The 16,780-nt window shown below is 56.5% G+C and carries 14 protein-coding genes and 1 tRNA gene; 1 reads left to right on the forward strand and 14 read right to left on the reverse strand.

The window, feature by feature from the left end; all coding sequences use genetic code 11:
- Nucleotides 1-54 precede the first annotated feature (54 nt).
- From FIL88_RS03815 to FIL88_RS03865, 11 genes are all read right to left on the reverse strand, one after another.
- Nucleotides 55-2,610, reverse strand: a complete 2,556-nt coding sequence (locus FIL88_RS03815) for a polynucleotide kinase-phosphatase (protein WP_142852473.1) — start codon at nucleotides 2,608-2,610, stop codon at nucleotides 55-57.
- A gap of 3 nt (nucleotides 2,611-2,613) precedes the next feature.
- Complete coding sequence (locus FIL88_RS03820) at nucleotides 2,614-3,120, reverse strand: hypothetical protein (RefSeq protein WP_142852474.1); 507 nt, start codon at nucleotides 3,118-3,120, stop codon at nucleotides 2,614-2,616.
- Nucleotides 3,117-3,929, reverse strand: a complete 813-nt coding sequence (locus FIL88_RS03825; RefSeq protein ID WP_142852475.1) for a nucleotidyltransferase domain-containing protein — start codon at nucleotides 3,927-3,929, stop codon at nucleotides 3,117-3,119. The genes FIL88_RS03820 and FIL88_RS03825 overlap by 4 nt, the downstream gene beginning before the upstream one ends.
- Nucleotides 3,930-3,942: 13 nt before the next feature.
- On the reverse strand, nucleotides 3,943-4,626 hold the full coding sequence (locus FIL88_RS03830) for a hypothetical protein (protein WP_142852476.1): 684 nt from the start codon (nucleotides 4,624-4,626) through the stop codon (nucleotides 3,943-3,945).
- 2 nt (nucleotides 4,627-4,628) lie between these two features.
- Nucleotides 4,629-6,020 (reverse strand): 3' terminal RNA ribose 2'-O-methyltransferase Hen1, encoded by a 1,392-nt coding sequence (locus tag FIL88_RS03835; RefSeq protein WP_142852477.1) that lies wholly within the window; start codon nucleotides 6,018-6,020, stop codon nucleotides 4,629-4,631.
- A 131-nt stretch (nucleotides 6,021-6,151) separates the two neighbouring features.
- Nucleotides 6,152-7,567 (reverse strand): RtcB family protein, encoded by a 1,416-nt coding sequence (locus FIL88_RS03840; RefSeq protein ID WP_142852478.1) that lies wholly within the window; start codon nucleotides 7,565-7,567, stop codon nucleotides 6,152-6,154.
- Nucleotides 7,568-7,999 (reverse strand): hypothetical protein, encoded by a 432-nt coding sequence (locus tag FIL88_RS03845; protein WP_142852479.1) that lies wholly within the window; start codon nucleotides 7,997-7,999, stop codon nucleotides 7,568-7,570.
- Nucleotides 7,996-9,042 (reverse strand): hypothetical protein, encoded by a 1,047-nt coding sequence (locus tag FIL88_RS03850; RefSeq protein ID WP_142852480.1) that lies wholly within the window; start codon nucleotides 9,040-9,042, stop codon nucleotides 7,996-7,998. Before FIL88_RS03850 ends, FIL88_RS03845 begins: the two co-directional genes overlap by 4 nt.
- Before the next feature lie 178 nt (nucleotides 9,043-9,220).
- Nucleotides 9,221-9,697 carry a metallophosphoesterase gene (locus FIL88_RS03855; protein WP_142852481.1) on the reverse strand — a complete coding sequence of 159 codons (477 nt, stop codon included), beginning with the start codon at nucleotides 9,695-9,697 and terminating at the stop codon, nucleotides 9,221-9,223.
- A gap of 139 nt (nucleotides 9,698-9,836) precedes the next feature.
- A tRNA-Gln gene (locus tag FIL88_RS03860) sits at nucleotides 9,837-9,912 on the reverse strand.
- Nucleotides 9,913-10,386: 474 nt separating this feature from the next.
- A complete protein-coding gene (locus FIL88_RS03865; protein ID WP_142852482.1) occupies nucleotides 10,387-11,943 on the reverse strand; it encodes a TROVE domain-containing protein in 1,557 nt (518 codons plus the stop codon).
- Between the two features lie 177 nt (nucleotides 11,944-12,120).
- Between FIL88_RS03865 and rtcR the strand changes: the two genes are divergently transcribed.
- Nucleotides 12,121-13,683: an RNA repair transcriptional activator RtcR gene (gene rtcR / locus FIL88_RS03870; RefSeq protein WP_142852483.1), complete on the forward strand. Its 1,563-nt coding sequence runs from the start codon at nucleotides 12,121-12,123 to the stop codon at nucleotides 13,681-13,683.
- Nucleotides 13,684-13,720: 37 nt separating this feature from the next.
- Here the strand turns inward: rtcR and FIL88_RS03875 are convergent, their stop codons facing one another.
- From FIL88_RS03875 to FIL88_RS03885, 3 genes are read right to left on the reverse strand one after another with little or no spacing between them, the layout of a single operon-like run.
- Nucleotides 13,721-14,965 carry an AAA family ATPase gene (locus FIL88_RS03875; RefSeq protein WP_142852484.1) on the reverse strand — a complete coding sequence of 415 codons (1,245 nt, stop codon included), beginning with the start codon at nucleotides 14,963-14,965 and terminating at the stop codon, nucleotides 13,721-13,723.
- Nucleotide 14,966: 1 nt separating this feature from the next.
- Entirely contained in the window at nucleotides 14,967-15,608 is a 642-nt protein-coding gene (gene prfH, locus FIL88_RS03880) for a peptide chain release factor H (RefSeq protein WP_142852485.1), read from the reverse strand.
- The gene (locus FIL88_RS03885) at nucleotides 15,605-16,738 is read right to left on the reverse strand and encodes an RNA ligase RtcB family protein (RefSeq protein ID WP_142852486.1); all 1,134 of its coding nucleotides are present in this window, start codon (nucleotides 16,736-16,738) and stop codon (nucleotides 15,605-15,607) included. Before FIL88_RS03885 ends, prfH begins: the two co-directional genes overlap by 4 nt.
- Nucleotides 16,739-16,780: the final 42 nt, after the last annotated feature.

Below are 16,780 nucleotides of genomic sequence, written 5' to 3' on the forward strand. Positions count from 1 at the left end.
ACAGGTTAATCATAAGAACGAACCCATCTCTCTCCTGAAACGGCCGTTTTTGATCTACAATCTGGGATCCACGGGCTCACTTTCCAGTGCAAGCACCGCCAAGGCACATTCATGCACCTTAGAGAGCGGCAATCCTTCTACAAACCGATGCAGCCCTTCGAAGCCGAGTTTGAATTCCCGTTCTGCGAGCGAAAATTTGCGGCCCAGCCCGCGTTGGCGGAGGCGTTCGATATGCTCGGGCAAGTCATAGTCGGGGCCATAGATTATCCGAAGATAGTCGCGCCCGCGCACCTTCATCGCGGGTTGGATCAACCCTTTGTCACCGCGCAGGGTAAATGCGTTGGGTTTGAATACCAAACCTTCTCCACCACTGCCGGTGTGGGACATCCACCAGCTGACGACCGCCCCGCGATCAGTCGCACTATTCAGATCAATTCGCTTCCAGCCGGTCGTCTGTAAGATCGGGTCGGCATCGGCCAGTTTGCCCAGCGTTTCCATGTGCCAGGTATGAGGTTGCTCCGCATGGACCTTGCCTTCGGTTGCCAGGATGTGGAAGGGCGCTATGCGATAGTCTTCAATGCTGTCCGCCGACCAGCAATAGCCGTCGATTGTCTGCCCCATGAGGTCAGCGTTGGAAAGCTGGCTTGTTGTACGTGCACGGAGGGCGTCCAACCCTTCGATTTCCCCAGCTTTGGAAATAGCTTCCAGCAGCGCCGAAGCAGACGACTTTGCCGCCGCCACGGTTGGATAATACTGCCGCTTGAGCAAATCCTGTGCTTTGGCAGACCAAGGCATGAGTTCAGCATCGAGAAGCACCCAGTCGGTCTGAAGTCCCTCCCACAGTCCCGACGACTGCATCGCAGTCCCGATCCGCGCGACAACTGCAGCTTCTTTTGCCTCGTCCTTGAAGAAGGGCCGCCCGGTCCGTGTAAAGATCACACCCGCTTTGCCGTCTTCGACGCCAAATCGGGCCTTGGCTGCGTCCGCATCCTTGGCGATCACCAACAAAGCACGCGATCCCATGTGTTTTTCTTCCACAACCAGATCGGACACCCCTCTGCTGGCGAAGTGATCCATCGCCTGATCTGGATGTTCCAGAAACGGGCCTTCCGGTGCCGTCGGGCACGCTGCCATCGTGGGCGGCAGATAGATCAGCCACCTGGGATCAACGGCAAAACGGCTCATAACTTCCAGCGCGGCAAGGCTGTTTTCCTCGGAGATTTGCAAGGTGGATCTGAACCGGGTTTCGATCCGCATCTTGGTAGCATAATCGTCGAAATAAAGCAGACGGTCATGATCCTGTTGTGCGGACAGGGATTGGTCAGCATCCAAAGGTTTAGCAGGGATCGCATATTGCGTTTTTGCCGGAACGGAAACCGTTTCCCGCTCGGGCCAGCGTAGCGCGGTCAGTTTCCCGCCAAATACACAGCCAGTATCGATACACATGGTATGGTTCAGCCATTCGGCGTCGGCCATCGGCGTGTGGCCAAAGACGACATCGGCCTTGCCACGGTAATCGCGTGCCCATTCCAAACGCACGGGCAGGCCAAACTCATCGACCTCGCCGGTTGTCTCGCCGAACATGGCAAAGTTGCGCACATGGCCCGAGCCGCGCCCGTGCATTTCCTCTTTCAGCCCAGCGTGGGCAATGACTAGATTGCCATCCGCCAGCCACGCATGAGAGCGTAGATCCCAAATGAATTCCGAGACCTGCTTACGGAAGGCGTCCGAGGTCTTTTCAAGCTCGGAAACGGTCAGATCCAGACCATGAGTCTGCGTCACATTTCGGCCCTTCAGCCATTTGTTCAGCTTGAAGTCGTGGTTACCGACCACGCATCGGCCAGAGCCCTCATCGCACATACCCATGACCAGGCGCAAAGCATCCAGATTGCGCGGGCCCCGGTCCGTAATATCGCCGACAAAGAAAGCCGTGCGCCCCTCGGGGTGGCGGGCGCGGATCAGGTCTTCGGAACCGGCTTCGAACGGGTCTATCACGTATCCGAGGGTTCCAAGCAGTTCGGTCAGCTCATCAAAGCAGCCGTGGATGTCACCGATGATATCGAAGGGGCCATGATCAGCGCGGTTATCTGTCCAGAGGGGTTCGCGGGCAATCTCCAACGCATCCACGTCTTCGGGCGATTTCATGATCTGAACTTGACGGAAGCCCTCTTTCTGCAAACCGCGCATGCCGCGTCTGAGTGCCTTGGAGTGGTTGCGCGCCACATGCTCACCAAAATCGCGGCTAGGGCGATTTTGATTGCGTTCATGGCAAATCTTTGGGTCGATATCGAGCACCAGCGCCACAGGCAACGCATGATATTTGCGCGCGAGTTGTACGAGCTTTGCGCGATCCTCTCGTTTCACTGATGTGGCGTCAATGACGGTCATCAACCGACGTTTCAACCGAATCGATGCTGTGTAGTTGAGCAAATCAAAGGCATCACCCGTCGCCGCCAGATCGGTTTCATCATCCGAAACAATCGCCCGGCAGGCATCAGAAGACACAATTTCAGTTTCCAGAAAATGCTTGCGCGCAAAGCTGGACTTGCCCGAGCCGGTGGCGCCGATCAGGACAACAAGCGCAAAATCGGGGATGGATACTTTGGTCACCGTCTAAATTCCTCGGTCTTTGTGAAACCATTCGCGGCCATTCCACCAGGCGGGAAGCGCACCAGGTTTCTGTGTCTCAAATCTGGGGTCTGACACATGGACAAAAGTAAGCAGGTGCTTGCCAAAAAGAAGATAGTCACGCGACGCGCTGGTGAATATGTCCAGTACGTGAAAGCCTTGACGCTCGTCTCTGTCCCAAAGCTTCTGAAAATCTTTTAGAACAACCACCGCATTGTCAGCAGTGTCAAACGGTTCCGACCTTACAGCATCATTCAGCGCGTCAAAATTCAACATATCTGGGCAGGACCCAAACTGGGCTTCCCACTTCAGCTCTTTGACAGCTGATGCAAGAAGTGCAGCGTCTGAAGAGCAATCAAAATGGCAAACGTGATACTCAATTTTTTCCAGTGTTTGAATCGCTTGCAGCATATTCTCGGGCTTTAGAAACAGCGTTGTAGGGCTGCATTGCAAAAATGGCCAATCTGCGCGTTCATGTGGAGCAACCATCATTTATCCCCCTTCACAATCGATCGCAGCAACGCGTCACCTTCAGCCATCAGATCTGGCCGTTCGTCCTGTTTGGCAACGACCTTTGCCCAAGCGATTTGATCTTGGATGAAGGCGTCAATCATCGGGATACGCGCGCCGCGCCCGATTTCTTTCGCTGTGGATTTCAGCACGAGCAACCGTTCAATCTGGTCCACCAGATTGCGCGCCAGCTCTTGTTCGTCAACAAGCGCCTGCAAGTTCATGGGTGGCTGAACCGAAGGGTTTTGCCTGATCCATGAAATCGCCAGAGCGGGCCGCAGAATGTAGAAGTATTTTTTCAAGGACACATCGGGATTGTCCCCGACATGCTTGTTCCACTGCTTCACCGCCAGATTGCGATAGTGATGCAGGCAGGCGGCGCCAAATGTGGTTTTGTCCGCAAATTGGATCAGACGGTCACAGATCGCATCATTCCAGCGATATCGGATCGGGCTCGACAGCCATTCCAACAGCACGGGATTGGGCTTGATCAGAAGACCCAGCGCCTTGCGGATATCCCATCCGTTAATGTCCCAATCGCCTTCGATGGGCAGTTCAATGACATCGCGGCCGGGTTCGATGCTGAGGTACCAATCACGCTGATGGGCATAGATGAACCGCACATCATAATCGCTGTCAGGCGACGGAAACCCCCAGGCCCTGCTGCCGCTTTCGATAGCAAAAAGAATGCGCACGTCGTGATCGGCCTCTAACGCAGTCAGCTTGGATTGGATAACTACTTCGATATCGGGCGCGACGGAGGGGGTGAATGCAGGCAGGCTTTTATTCATGCTTTCAACACCTTCACTTGACCTTCTCCGCAATACCAAGGGCATCACAAAATACGTTGATTTGCGCTTGCCGATAGTTGATGTCCTTTTCCTCCAGACGAATTGCCCCGATCTTGGGATCAATCTTCAGGAATGCCTGCCAATAGGCTTTGTCGGGACCATCGCTTTCATTGAAATCATCATAGGCAAGTTTGATCGCTGAAAATTGTGAGAGCACATCGTGCTTCTCAGGGGAAAATGCTATTGAACTCAGGCTGACAGGGTTTGGCTGTCCGGTGCCTATGATGGGCTCAGGGCGAGTGCCAAAGTGGTCCGCCATATAGCGCACCAATCGTGCGGTTTCTTTCCCGCAGGCGACAATTTTCACACCATGCTCTACCCATCCCTCTGGATTGAAGTGAACTCCGTGAGGTAGGTCGTCAAAATACGCACGGGGGTAATTTTTTCTATCCCTGAGTCCCCAAGGGTGCCAGCGTTTGATGTCCAGATCAAAACCAACCAGGTCGTCCTTGTAGATGCCCTGGCAGCACAGAATAAGACGCTCTCCATTGTTGTCTTGATTCTCTGCGGTGATGTTCGTGATCCCGAGGTTTAAATTGATGTATTTGGGCACACCGTCTTCCCAATGAGCCTCTGCTTCACCGGCATCTTCGTCATCAAAGGAATAAGGGTTGTGGATCGGTCCTTGAATACGCATTTTCAACCCTCCTGTTTGAACACAGCCATCTGTGATGGACCGCCATGGGTGTCGTCAACCGGCCCCAAAGGCGTGAAGCTGACGCGATAGCCATGTTCTTCAGCCACGATATTGGCCCAGCTTTCGAATTCCGCTCGGGTCCATTCGAACCGATGATCCGGATGGCGCAGTTTGCCGTCCTTCAACCCCTCGAACAGCACGTTGTATTCGCGGTTGGGCGTTGTCATGATAACCATCTGCGGGCGGGCATCAGCGAATAAGGACATCGCAAGCGCCGACAAGCGGTGCGGCTCGATATGTTCGATAACCTCGACCAAGGTCGCCGCGTCAAACCCTTTCCAACGCCGGTCGCCATAGGTCAGGCTGCCCATCTGCAAAGACACGCGTTCCGACATAGCATCACCTGCCTGATGCAAGCGCAGCTTGCGATGGGCGCGTTCCAGCGTCCGCACCGAGGCATCCACGCCGACAATGCGCGACAGGCCGCGTTCCTTGATCAATCGCGACATCAACTTGCCTTCACCACAACCCAGATCAAGCACCGATGATACGTTGTTCTGCTTCAGAACCTCTGCCACCGTGTCCAGTCGCAACGCATGCAGACGCAGCGGTTTTTCCAGCTGTTCTTCCGGCTTGGCCTTGGTTGCAATCTCGGGTTCTTCGTCCTGAGGTGCGGTGTCTTCCAATCGGGCAAGCGCCATATGCATCAAAGACTTGCGGTGTTTCAGCGCACGTCGTGTGATCAGCTCTTTGTCGGGGTGTTCGGACAACCAGCCCTCGCCCTTGGCCAGCAGTTTTTCGATTTCTTCTTCGCTGACATAATAGTGCTTGAAGTTGTCCAGTACCGGCACCAGAACATACAGATGCTTCAGCAGATCCGCCAATCGGATCGTCGCAGACAAGCGCAGCTCAATGACCTGATCCTCGCTGATCTCGGTGGGGGACAGAATGCGGTATCCCAGCGGCGCGAACAGGCGCTGAAGCAGCTCCAGATCTCCCGCCAAAGCAACCGGCAGCACCCGGATTTCGAACGGCAACGCACGGTCTGCCAAAGCCTGCCGATCCTTCGATTTCCCGGCCATCGACTGCGCAAAAGACCGGCCCATCGCCACCGATAGGAACGAGCTTGCGACGAAGGGGCGATCATTCACGTACTGTGCCAGCAGGCCATCACTGTGCTGATTTTTCCCACGCACCAGGCCGACCGGATCGACCTCGAGATGCATCACCGCCGTGCTGCGTTCCGCGGATTTCTGCGGATAGAAGATCGACACCTCGCCCACCGAGGTCGAGCGGGTATGCAAATGATCGGGATGCTTGTGCAGCAGAAACCCAAGGTCGCTTGCGGCATAGTCTGCATCTGTCGGGGCGGTTAGTGTAATTTCAAGCTGCATGATCGTGTCACTTAATTCGTTAAAAACGCCTTGGCATAAACTTTGATCAGGTCGATAGGCGACCAAACCGCCGCCACTTCAACCATAAGATATGGATAAACGCCAATGATTTGCGCGAAGGGCGCCGGGGATTACCGGCGACCCTTCTTTTTGGTTTTCCAGAATGGCGGCACGTCACCGGCCATGATGCAGCCATAGGGATCGATATAATCTTCGATCTCGGCCAGATCATAGGATTTGATCTGTGCGACCACGTTGTCGGCGTTCTTATAGCTCGACGGCAGTTCCGACGCGTCCACGGCCCCGGCATGGAAGCGCACGTCCAGCCCTTCGGTTTCCGCCTTCAGCATCTGATCCGGCGTCACCGATCCCATCCGGCGCTTGTGCTCAGAGCGCGAGAAGTTACGCCCCGCGCCGTGCGGGCTGAAGCCAAGACCGTGATCGGCATCCTTGCCGCGCACCACCAGTACCGGCTCGGACATGTTCAACGGAATAAGCGTCAGCCCCGTCGCGTCGGCGGCATATCCATCCCAAGCAGGGGTCGCCCCCTTGCCGTGATAGAACAAATCACTCCGTTTGAAGACGAAGTTATGCTCGTTCCAGAACCGCTCGCCGACATTGCCCACGCGCGCGGCCTCGACCGTCGCTTGGTGGATCGCATTGTGGTTCGCCTTGGTCCATTTACGGATCAGCTGCAGCGCGTCCCAATAGTCACGACCTTCCTGCGTATCTGCAGGGATCCAAGCGTTCTGCTTGGCGGTCTCGGGCGACAATTCCTTGCGGAATTTCTCGGCCACATGCATCCCATGCTTGTACAGCACAGCCCCCGGCCCACGCGAGCCATGATGCGTCACCATGGCCGTACGTCCAGTCTTGCGCGACCGTCCAACAAACAGAAAGTGGTTCCCGTCGCCCTGCGTCCCCATATGCTCTTGCGCCATGCGCAGGATCTTGGGGCTGTTCAGGAACGGGTTTTCGCGAAACGCATCCAGAAGCTTCAAGGACGTGGTGAAACGCTTGCCTTGCGGACGTCCGCCGGGCCCGAAATGCGTCACTGCCTGCGCCGCATCCAGCACAGCCTTGGGATCTGCATCCCCAAGATCCGTCAACATCACCGAACAGCAAATGTCGGCCGAGTGCATTCCCGGATGGATCGCATTGCGTGCGGCGACCACTCCGCCCACCGGAATGGTGCCGACTGGCCCCGCCGGACAAGCATCAGGCATGATCGCGCCAGCCTCGATCGTCGGCGTCCGCATCAGCGCGGTCATAGTCTCGCGCACCTTGACGACATTGTCTTCTTCGTCGGGATGATCGACATCGATATTCTGATGAAACGAGACCTCACCCGGCGCACGCAGATCCATGGTCGGAGGGACGGGCACAATCTCGCTTTCCAGCTCTTGCCGGATGCGGACCAGACCAAACCCCTCGGCGCGCATCTCGTTGGCTTTCGCCAAAAGCGCAGGGAATTGCTTGCCAGGGCGATGCCCCCAGTCTTTCAGATGGTCCCCGGTCACGGGGTAGTTTTGAGTTTCTTCAGTCATTTAAGTCTTCCAATATGTCGCTTTGGGATTTGGAATAAACTGGTGCCAAGTCCAGCAATCTGAGCTCTCGGTTCCGACCAAAGAGTCACAACTGCAAACTCGATTGGGACCGTCGCCACCATCCAACCCACAGCATCCATTCAGCCGCGTCGTATCATCGGTCAGGCCGACGCAGTCGACTATGTCGCCGAGGTTCATCCACTTCTCCGCATGCCCCTCAGGGTTCCAACCCGGAACTGCCTTTTGCCGTTCGTGCAAAACTTCGTTCGCAATGACGAGCACATGACCTTTAGGCACAGGATGAATTTCCTCTTCGTAGCGGTCATCATTGCGCAGATCGCAAAGGCGGTTCATTGCCTCGACATTGTCAATCTCGCACAGCCAATTTGAAAGGCGCGCATTGCAGTTCTTGCAAAACAGAGCGGTCTTCATTTCACCTGTCCTCTTTCACTTACGGTCCCCTGACCGCTCCATTTTCGTGTGCAGAAATCCATGCGATCACGGACTGCGTTTGATGTGTCATTGACGAGCAGTTGATAGGTCGCGCTGTGCGCCTCTATCCCTTCTCGTATCAGATGTTCGGCGGCCAGTTTTCGCACCATCGCTGATTTGTCGCGGCCAGCCGAGGCCAAAACTGCGCGCACCGTAGCCGCTGGTACCTGAACGTCACGCTTGTCCCATTTCTGTATCCGGCGGCGAAGATTGTAGGCCTTATCGACCCACTGCCATTCCGTGGACACATGCCATCGTGCGCAGCCCTCAAGAAGCGTTTGCACCGCCACAGCCCGTACGAAAGTGGACCGCGCATCGACTGCAAGTTCTGGCAGGAGGACATCAAGATCAATGGTCCGCAAATTCTTACGCAGCAAGCGCGCCATGGGGCCTGACGTCTCTTGCAGTAGCGTCAGACGAAGGGCATTTTGCCATTCGCGGTGATCCTTAAGATCTGCCGCTGCGACAGCCCCTCCTCGTTGCCAATCATCAATCCGATCAACGGTGAAAAGGACAAGATCCTTCAGATCATCTGCTGTCCATCCCGGCAACAGCTCGCGCAGCTTAACGTGCGCGGCAAACCTGACATTCTCTACCCAATCATTGCATCGCAAAAGCAAAGCAGCGCGTCCCGCCGTATCAACCGGATTAAAACACTGAACCGCCTTCTCACGGAGATAGCCATCATGCGCATGTATGAACAAAGCCGCGACTTTCTGGCTGTCCGCTATCTTATCCTTTACATCCACCTGCCGAGGCTTCTTCGCCGCCGACAATATCGCCTTCGCAAGGCTTGGCCGTGGCCGATAGCTGGCAGTACACAGGCGCCTGCGAAGGGGCTCGTCAAGTTTTGCCATTTCCAACGAAGGCAAATCTGCACGTAGCGCATCATAAAGACTTAGCGCCGAATGCGTTTTGCCGTCGTATGTTGCACGAGCTGCAGATTCTGCGGCTTCAAGTAGCTGTTCCTGATTGCAGGTCATAATCCTGTACCTTGATGGTCCGGCGACAAGGGAGAAGAAACGTGAAAGACCCGCCCCGCATCTGAATGGGCAGATGCGTTTTCCGTCTGGGCGCCGGCAAGGAGGGGAGTTGAACCCGCTCGGTCTTCCCGTTCTGCGCCATGTAGTTCCTTCGGCATTCGCCGGGGTATTCCTGTGTTTACGTTTCAGTCAGTCGCGCAATCGCATGGTCCAGACGCATCGGGCGAAACCCCGTTGCATCGACGCCAACATTTCCGCGTCGCTCACCCGAGATGAACTCGGGCGCATGGGTGTGGCAGTGCAGATGCACATTGCCGCGAAACCAGCCGTCCCATTCCTCGATTGGATAGTGGAACAGCACCGCCCGCACCCGATTGCTACGCACCGTCATGTAATCGCGCCCCCATCCTTTGGGATCGTGATTACCCTGAAGGCACACGATATTGCCGTGCAGGCGCTGCAGATAAGTCTCGGCCGTTGCGTCGTGAAACGCAAAGTCACCAAGGTGATACACGGTATCCTGCGGGCGGACGGTCTGGTTCCAATTATCGACCAAAGCCTCGTCCATTTCGGTGACCGAGCCAAAAGGTCGGTTCGCCAGCTTGATGATATTGGCATGCCCGAAATGGGTGCAGCCTGTTACGTAATCCGCCATATTCTCTTTCCTCACGAGCCTCGACGGCGCCGTCATATGGTTCATTCTGTTTCGGGTCCGGGGGACAAGTGATCATGAGAGGCCCTGCGGCGATCGTTCAATAGCGATGTACTCCCACGGGCATTCCCCCGGATAGTTTTGGCTGGAAAGGCAGGAATCGAACCTGCAACCTACGGCACCAAAAGCCGTTGCTCTGCCAATTGAGCTACTTTCCAATTTGCGCTCGGCGACAAGGGTGTGGCGAAACGTTCCTGCTCTACCAGACTGAGCTACGTGACCATGATTGGCGGCCACGGCGGGATTCGAACCCGCGACCCGGAGATTAACAATCTGTAGTTCCACCGGCATTCGCCGAGATGCCTTGCGTTCAAAGCTGATGGCGCGGTATGAGGTTCCGCCCGTGCCAATGAGCGCCCGCCAGGTGGAGGAGTCGAACCCCCAGATAGCCTCGTATTGGGCCCCGCCCCATCAGCATTGAACGCAAGTGTATTTCCTTTTCTTCATTTCGTTTGTCTCTGGCGACAAGGGGATGCGAAACATTTCCGCGCGTTTACCAATTTCGCCACATCGCAAACCGCGATGGTGGGACTCGAACCCACAATGAACGGGCACCTGAAGCTGTAGTTCCGCAGGCATTCGCCAGAGAGTTATCCTTTCGTTGGTCCTCGGGCGGTCGCCCGCCCGAGGGGTTACAGTTCGATCTTTCCGATCTCGCCAACCCAGTGATCCGGGCCGGTTTGACCGTAGGCAAAGGCCGCTATCTGGTCAAAGACCGCGTCCGAGAACCCGCCGACATTCAGCACGTCTTCACGCGTCTGTGCCTGCGTGGTCCCGTATGGGGCGATGTCGATGCAGACCAATTTGGCCTTTGGGTTCCGATGCTTGATCTTCTCCCATTCCGACATCATCGCCGTGTTCCGCCCACCAGCGCGGGCATCCACCCACGACTGGTTATCGGACACGAACACCACCAGATCCGGGGCGCGACCGCGTTTGTTCAACCACACCAGAGGCGCGGAACAGTTCGTGCCGCCTCCGGCCATTGCGGCCAGACGTTCAGCATTGGTCAGGACCGTATCGCGCGGACGAAGACGTACATCGCGTACATCAAAGTCAAACGGCAGGACCTGACAGCCACGGTTCACGCGGGTGAACGCTGCAGCCACAAGAGCCGCCACATCCACGTGGCGCACAGCCGAGGTCGCCCCCGGACGATACCCGGTCACAGGCATGGTCATCGACCCGGACACATCCGGGCACACAACCACTTGGCCATGGATCTTCGGCACATTGCCCACCGCGATTTCCATCGCGTCATGCAATGCATCGACGATCTGATGCGGCATATCCGGCGTCACATTCTGCGCAGTCACCATCAATTGGTACGGGAAGACCCGCGCCTTCGAGATGACCTTTGCATCACGCAGCAAAGCTGCGACGTGGTCGACATTCTTGCGCACACCAAACACACCGTGACGGTGGAAGGTGTTCAGGTTCTGACGAACCATCTGCCACGATCCTTTCTGCGCCAGCCGCGCCCAGTGATGGGACGACAGTTCAAGCTGAGTCAGCATCTGGAACGGCACATCCGGCACCGGACCTTTCCCGGTTTCCTTGAATACCATCCAGTCGCGCAGAACCTGTGGCAGCCGTGCCGTATCGCACGGCCGCCCGACGATCCAAGCAAACAGAGCTTCCCGTTCCGACGACGCCGGTTTCGGGTGCACCATCTTGATCACGTCGGCCAAAGACGGGTCATTGCCGATATTGGCCTGCAAAAGCGCACGATCCGTGGCTGTGTTCAGCCAGTTCTGCACCATCGCTTTCGGGGCGGACCCCAGCGACTTACGCCCAGTCTGACCCGAACGGACCACTTGGACGAAGTTGCGCAGCATCTTGCCGTTATCAACGACACGACCAAACACTGCACGAAACAGAACCGGATCACGCCGGGCCAGTACGGCCAGCAAGACCGCAGGCATATCCTTCATATACCCGTTCTGGCGGGCATAGATTGTTGCCTGCGCCAAGAAGCGCGGGTCCACAGATTCCGCCACGTCCACGACATATTCCAGTTCGTCTTGAGCGGATTGATAGAACATGCCCCCGAAAGTGCCAGTCACGGCCACCTGCGCCAAGGCATGCGCATCGGAATAAGCATAGGCCGGAGCGCCAGCGGCGTTCTTTGCAGTTGCTTTCGGCAGCAACCGGCCTTTCATCGATGCAAACACGGATTTGTTTGCCATTGCTCTCGTCCTTCTTTGTTTTGACGAGACTGTTTTGGCATGAAGGGTGGGCGGGTGTGAGGAAAAACGAAAATTCCACTAAGTAATTGTTATATAATGATTATAATCAATATTGTCAGATCAATCTTCGTCATATACGATACAATATTATAAGATATTAGATATTTGGATATTGCCATGAAGAACGTCGTGATCGGCTTTCTGGGAACTCAACTCGACATGGGCAAGAAACGTCGGTGGAGACCGACGATCAGCCTTGTGGAACATGACCATTTCAACGTTGATCGGCTCGAAATTCTATTCGACATGCGCTTTAATCGGCTGGCCAAGCAGGTGAAGCGCGAGATCGAGGAACGGTCTCCGAACACTGAGGTGCTGTTGCAGCAGCTTGACCTGAAAGACCCGTGGGATTTCCAAGAGGTTTATGGCAAGCTGTTCGACTTCGCCCGCTCGTATGGGTTTGATGATGAACGCGAACGGTATCACGTACATCTGACCACTGGGACGCATGTGGCGCAGATCTGCTGGTTCCTGCTGACGGAAAGCCGGCACGTCCCCGCGCACCTGATCCAGACCGGTCCTCCGGGCCCGGAAGACGATACGCCAAAGTTCGATGTCATTGATCTGGACCTCAGCCGCTATAACGCGCTTCAGCAACGGTTTGACCAATTGTCGCGGGAATATAGCGATCAGTTGAAGGGCGGGATCGAGACCCGAAACCCGTACTATAATGACCTGATTGATCGCGTCGAACTCGTCGCCAGTAACTCGGACGAGCCGATCCTTTTGTTGGGCGAAACTGGTACAGGTAAAACCGAGTTAGCCGAGCGTATTCACAGCCTCAAACTTGATCGACGCAGGATCAAAGGGCGTCTGGTCCATGTGAACTGCGCGACGTTGAACGGGCCGGATGCCATGGCGACCCTGTTTGGTCAGCGCCGGTCTTATCTTGGAACGGCAGGAACCGAACGCAGTGGCTTGCTGCGCGAGGCAGACGGCGGTGTTCTGTTTCTGGACGACGTGGACGAGCTGAACCCCAATATGCAGTCGGTCCTGCTGCACGCGATTGAAACCGGACGGTTCTATCCGCTGGGCTCGGATCACGAGATTTCCAGTCGGTTCCATCTGATCGCCAGTGCAAATCGGGATCTTCGCGGTCTAACCGCCTCGGGGGAGTTCCGCCAAGACCTGCTTGCGCGTCTGAACACTTGGAGCTTCACCTTGCCCCCACTTCGCAGTCGCACCGAAGATATCGAGGCAAATCTGTTACACGAGTTGGATCGCTGCGAACGGGATCTTGGCACGCATGTCGGCTTCAATTCAGATGCCCGTTCGCAGTATCTGGACTTTGCCAAAAACCCTGCGACGCGTTGGCCTGGCAATTTTCGTGACTTTTCGGGTTCGATCCGACGGTTGTGTACGCTGGCCCCGCGTGGGCGGATCACGCGCACTATGGTGGCAAGTGAGATCGAGACGCTTCAGGAGGATTGGAAATCAGCTCAGTCCAATGACGACTATAGGCTGGTGGCCGATGTGATGGGTGACGCCGTATCGGATGTGGACCCGTTCGACCTTGTGCAACTGGCCGAAGTGATCCGCACCTGCCGCAATTCATCCAGTCTAAGCGCAGCTGGGCGGGTGCTGTTTGCGGTCTCTCGCGGCAAGCGAAAGACCCAGAATGACGCGGATCGTCTTAGGAAATATCTGGGGAAATTTAATTTGGAGTGGGGGGCGTTCTAGCCGGGTGGGGGCACGGTTTTCGGGTTCCAAGTTACGGTTACTCGGCGGCGATGTCCTGCAGGTGACTTTTCAGCCCCAATGCCTGTGCTGCGGTTTTTGGATCAGCGCTGTTGGCCAAAAGCCACCCCTGTATCTGAGCTGGGCTGTGCCTTTGATGTCCCAACTGCTGCTCGAACATCCCGGCCAAGCCGTGTTCATCAGGGAAAAAGCGCATATACAGCCGACGGGCCGTTGCTGCGCTTACCAATCCAAGTTCAGTATGCACATCGGCGCGGCCGGGGCGGATTAGGGCCGGATCCAGCCTTTCCTTGTGGTTTGTGGTCATGACCAACGCACGGCCTTCCTGAGCTGCAACGCCATCGATGGCATTAAGCAAACCCGAGAAGCTGACGCCCGAGCGTTTTTCCCCACCTTCGCGTTGTGTGAACACAGCGTCTACATCCTCGATGGCAATCAGCGCCCCTTTGGGGGCGCACATCATCGCTTCGCGCAGATCATCATCCGTCAGCGTTGCCCGCCCGATATCCAGCGTAGCGATATCCAGCGACAGTTCTGAAGCTAGGCCACGAATGAGGCTTGATTTTCCTGTGCCCGGAGGTCCGAAGAACAAATACCCCCGCCGCCACGGAACACCGCGTTCAGCATACCAGTCGCTGGCACCATAGAACCAACGCATGTCACCCAGAACTTTCTCGATGCGATCGTCATCCACCAGCACCGTATCGATGGAACGGCGCGGGACATCCCCGACATGATCCCACCAATCTCCTTTCAGAATATGAAGGCCGGGGCCGATGCGATCCTTTGTCTGGGAGAGTGCGCGCCCCTCGGCGATCCACCCCAGTATCGTCTCGACCCTCCCGAACAGGACGGTGACGTTCAGCACCTCCATCGGTCGCTGGTTGTGCGATGCGCCTACTTTTGACTTCTCATTGATGTCGCGGTCCAACCGGCAGAGTTTTCCTTTCCAGATAAACCAATGCCGTCCCGGGGCAGGTGCATAGCCCTTTGTTCCCCGAGCCCACTTGCCGTCTGTCATGCGGACATGGCGCGCATGGGACAGGACGTTGTTATGCTCCATCCAGATACAGAAATGGCGATATGCCTCGCTTCGGTTGTCGAGCGTCAGACTGACCCAAACACGCCGCACGATCGCATGGTACAACGCCGTAAACGCGACGCGTAGAAAGGCAGCTGCGACCCCGAACACCCCAAGCGCCAAGCCGCCCGCGAAGAAGTCGCTGGTCAGGGCACCGGTCAGGAATTGATCGATGGTATCCATGCTAACCCCCTTTCACTTCGCGAAAGTCGTGGCCTGTGAAGCACCGTACCGGGTTGCCGCGCTCTAATGCATGATGCAGCACGTTGCGGCGTGCCTTCTGCGCTTCTTCATCCGCTGCGATTTGGGCTGCCATCAAATGTTGAAGACGCCCCAACGCCAGAGATTTGTTGCGATGTTGCGAACGTTCTTCACGCGCCACCGCAGAAAGCCCGGTTGGCGTGTGCGTTGCGCGCACCGCGCTGTCAGTTGTGTTTTGGTGCTGCCCGCCGGGCCCTCCGGCACGAAAAGTATCAAATGTGACATCACGCGGATGAATGTGTTGCGGTGTTTGCGCCGGCGCAGGCAAGTCGAACACGCCGATGAACCAGTTGGCCCGTTTGTGTGTCGGACGCAGCTTGCTGCTTGCGCGCCATTGGATCGTGCCGCGCCATTTTTGCGCAAATACTTCCGCGTCAGCACCCCCGATCAGCACGGCAGCCGACTTGAAGCCGTGTTTCGTGCGCGCTCCGTTGACGTCGAAGTCGACCGCGAAACATTCGGCTTCCCTGCGCATCACGTCCAACACGCCAGCAACAGCTTGCTGGCACTCGGCTGGGCCGCCGCCACTGGTCACCAAGAGAGAGATCTGTCGAAGAACCGTCATGACCGTCTCCCGTCACGCGTTTTCTTGAAGGTCAGAAGCGGATGGAACTCGGCCACGCGATGTCCAGCGCCTGTACGCTCCAGATCCTCGGCGACGGCCTTGGAGGACTTATAGGCCAGTGGCGCCTCTTCAATAAGAAGGTCGCGATCTTCGCACAGGACGCGCCCGCCAAACGGCGTGCGTTGCATCCCCTCGATATCTGATCTTTTCGCCCGCACACGACCATGCATAGAGGAACGGTCGTACCGCCGTCCCGCACCATGAGCGAGGCTTCCAAGCGCATCCCCATGGCTTGAAGCGTCCATCAGAAAGCTTGCACTTGCCCGCGATCCAGCAAGCGGAACAAATCCTCGGTCAGCGACTGCCGCACCTTTGCGATGCAGCCAGCCCTCACCATGCCGCGCAAGCAGATTATGCGGCGCATCGACAAGCCGTGTCAGATCCGCCCGAAGCGCCTCGGCCGCCCGTTCTGCAATGATCTGACGATTGAGGCTGGCCCAGCGAACTGCATTACCATGATCTTTCAGATAAGCCCGGGCCGCGTCGCAATCTTCTTGCAGTCCGGCGTAAGCCCCTGGTGGCACGGAATCTAGAACGGCATTTCCAAGACCACGCGACCCGGAATGCACAAGAAGATAAAGCCGTGATGCGTCAAGGCCGGTGCTTCCCTCTGCTTCAGCCACGGTCTGCACCTCGCAGAAATGGTTGCCGCCCCCGATCGTGCCCAAAGATGTGGCAAACATATCGGTTGGAAGGCCGACACTTTCCAGTCGCCAACCCTGATCTTCGGACCCAGGTTCGCCAAGAATACGCATCCGGGGCAGCGCCTTTTCCAGCTTCAGTTTGCGCACAGGCAAATCAAGCTGGAACAGCGACATACCGCATCCGATATCATTGCCGATCAGCTGCGGGAATATGCGGTCCGCCAGAACCGCACACCCAACCGGCCCGTATTTGCCAGGATGCAGATCAGGAAAAGCTGCGACCCTTTGCACGCCGGTCCAGCCGGCGATCTCTTCGAGTTGTTGTTCGGCCCGTCCTTCGATCCAGGCCGTAGATGTATAGAATTTCGTGATGACGCCGTCGCCGGACACAGCTGACGCGCGACCATCCAAGACAGAATTGCCCATGTGATAGTACCCAATAAATGTATGTAGATGCGCCAGTGGTGA

Origin of the sequence: Aliiroseovarius halocynthiae (assembly GCF_007004645.1) — a bacterium.
GTDB lineage: Bacteria > Pseudomonadota > Alphaproteobacteria > Rhodobacterales > Rhodobacteraceae > Aliiroseovarius > Aliiroseovarius halocynthiae.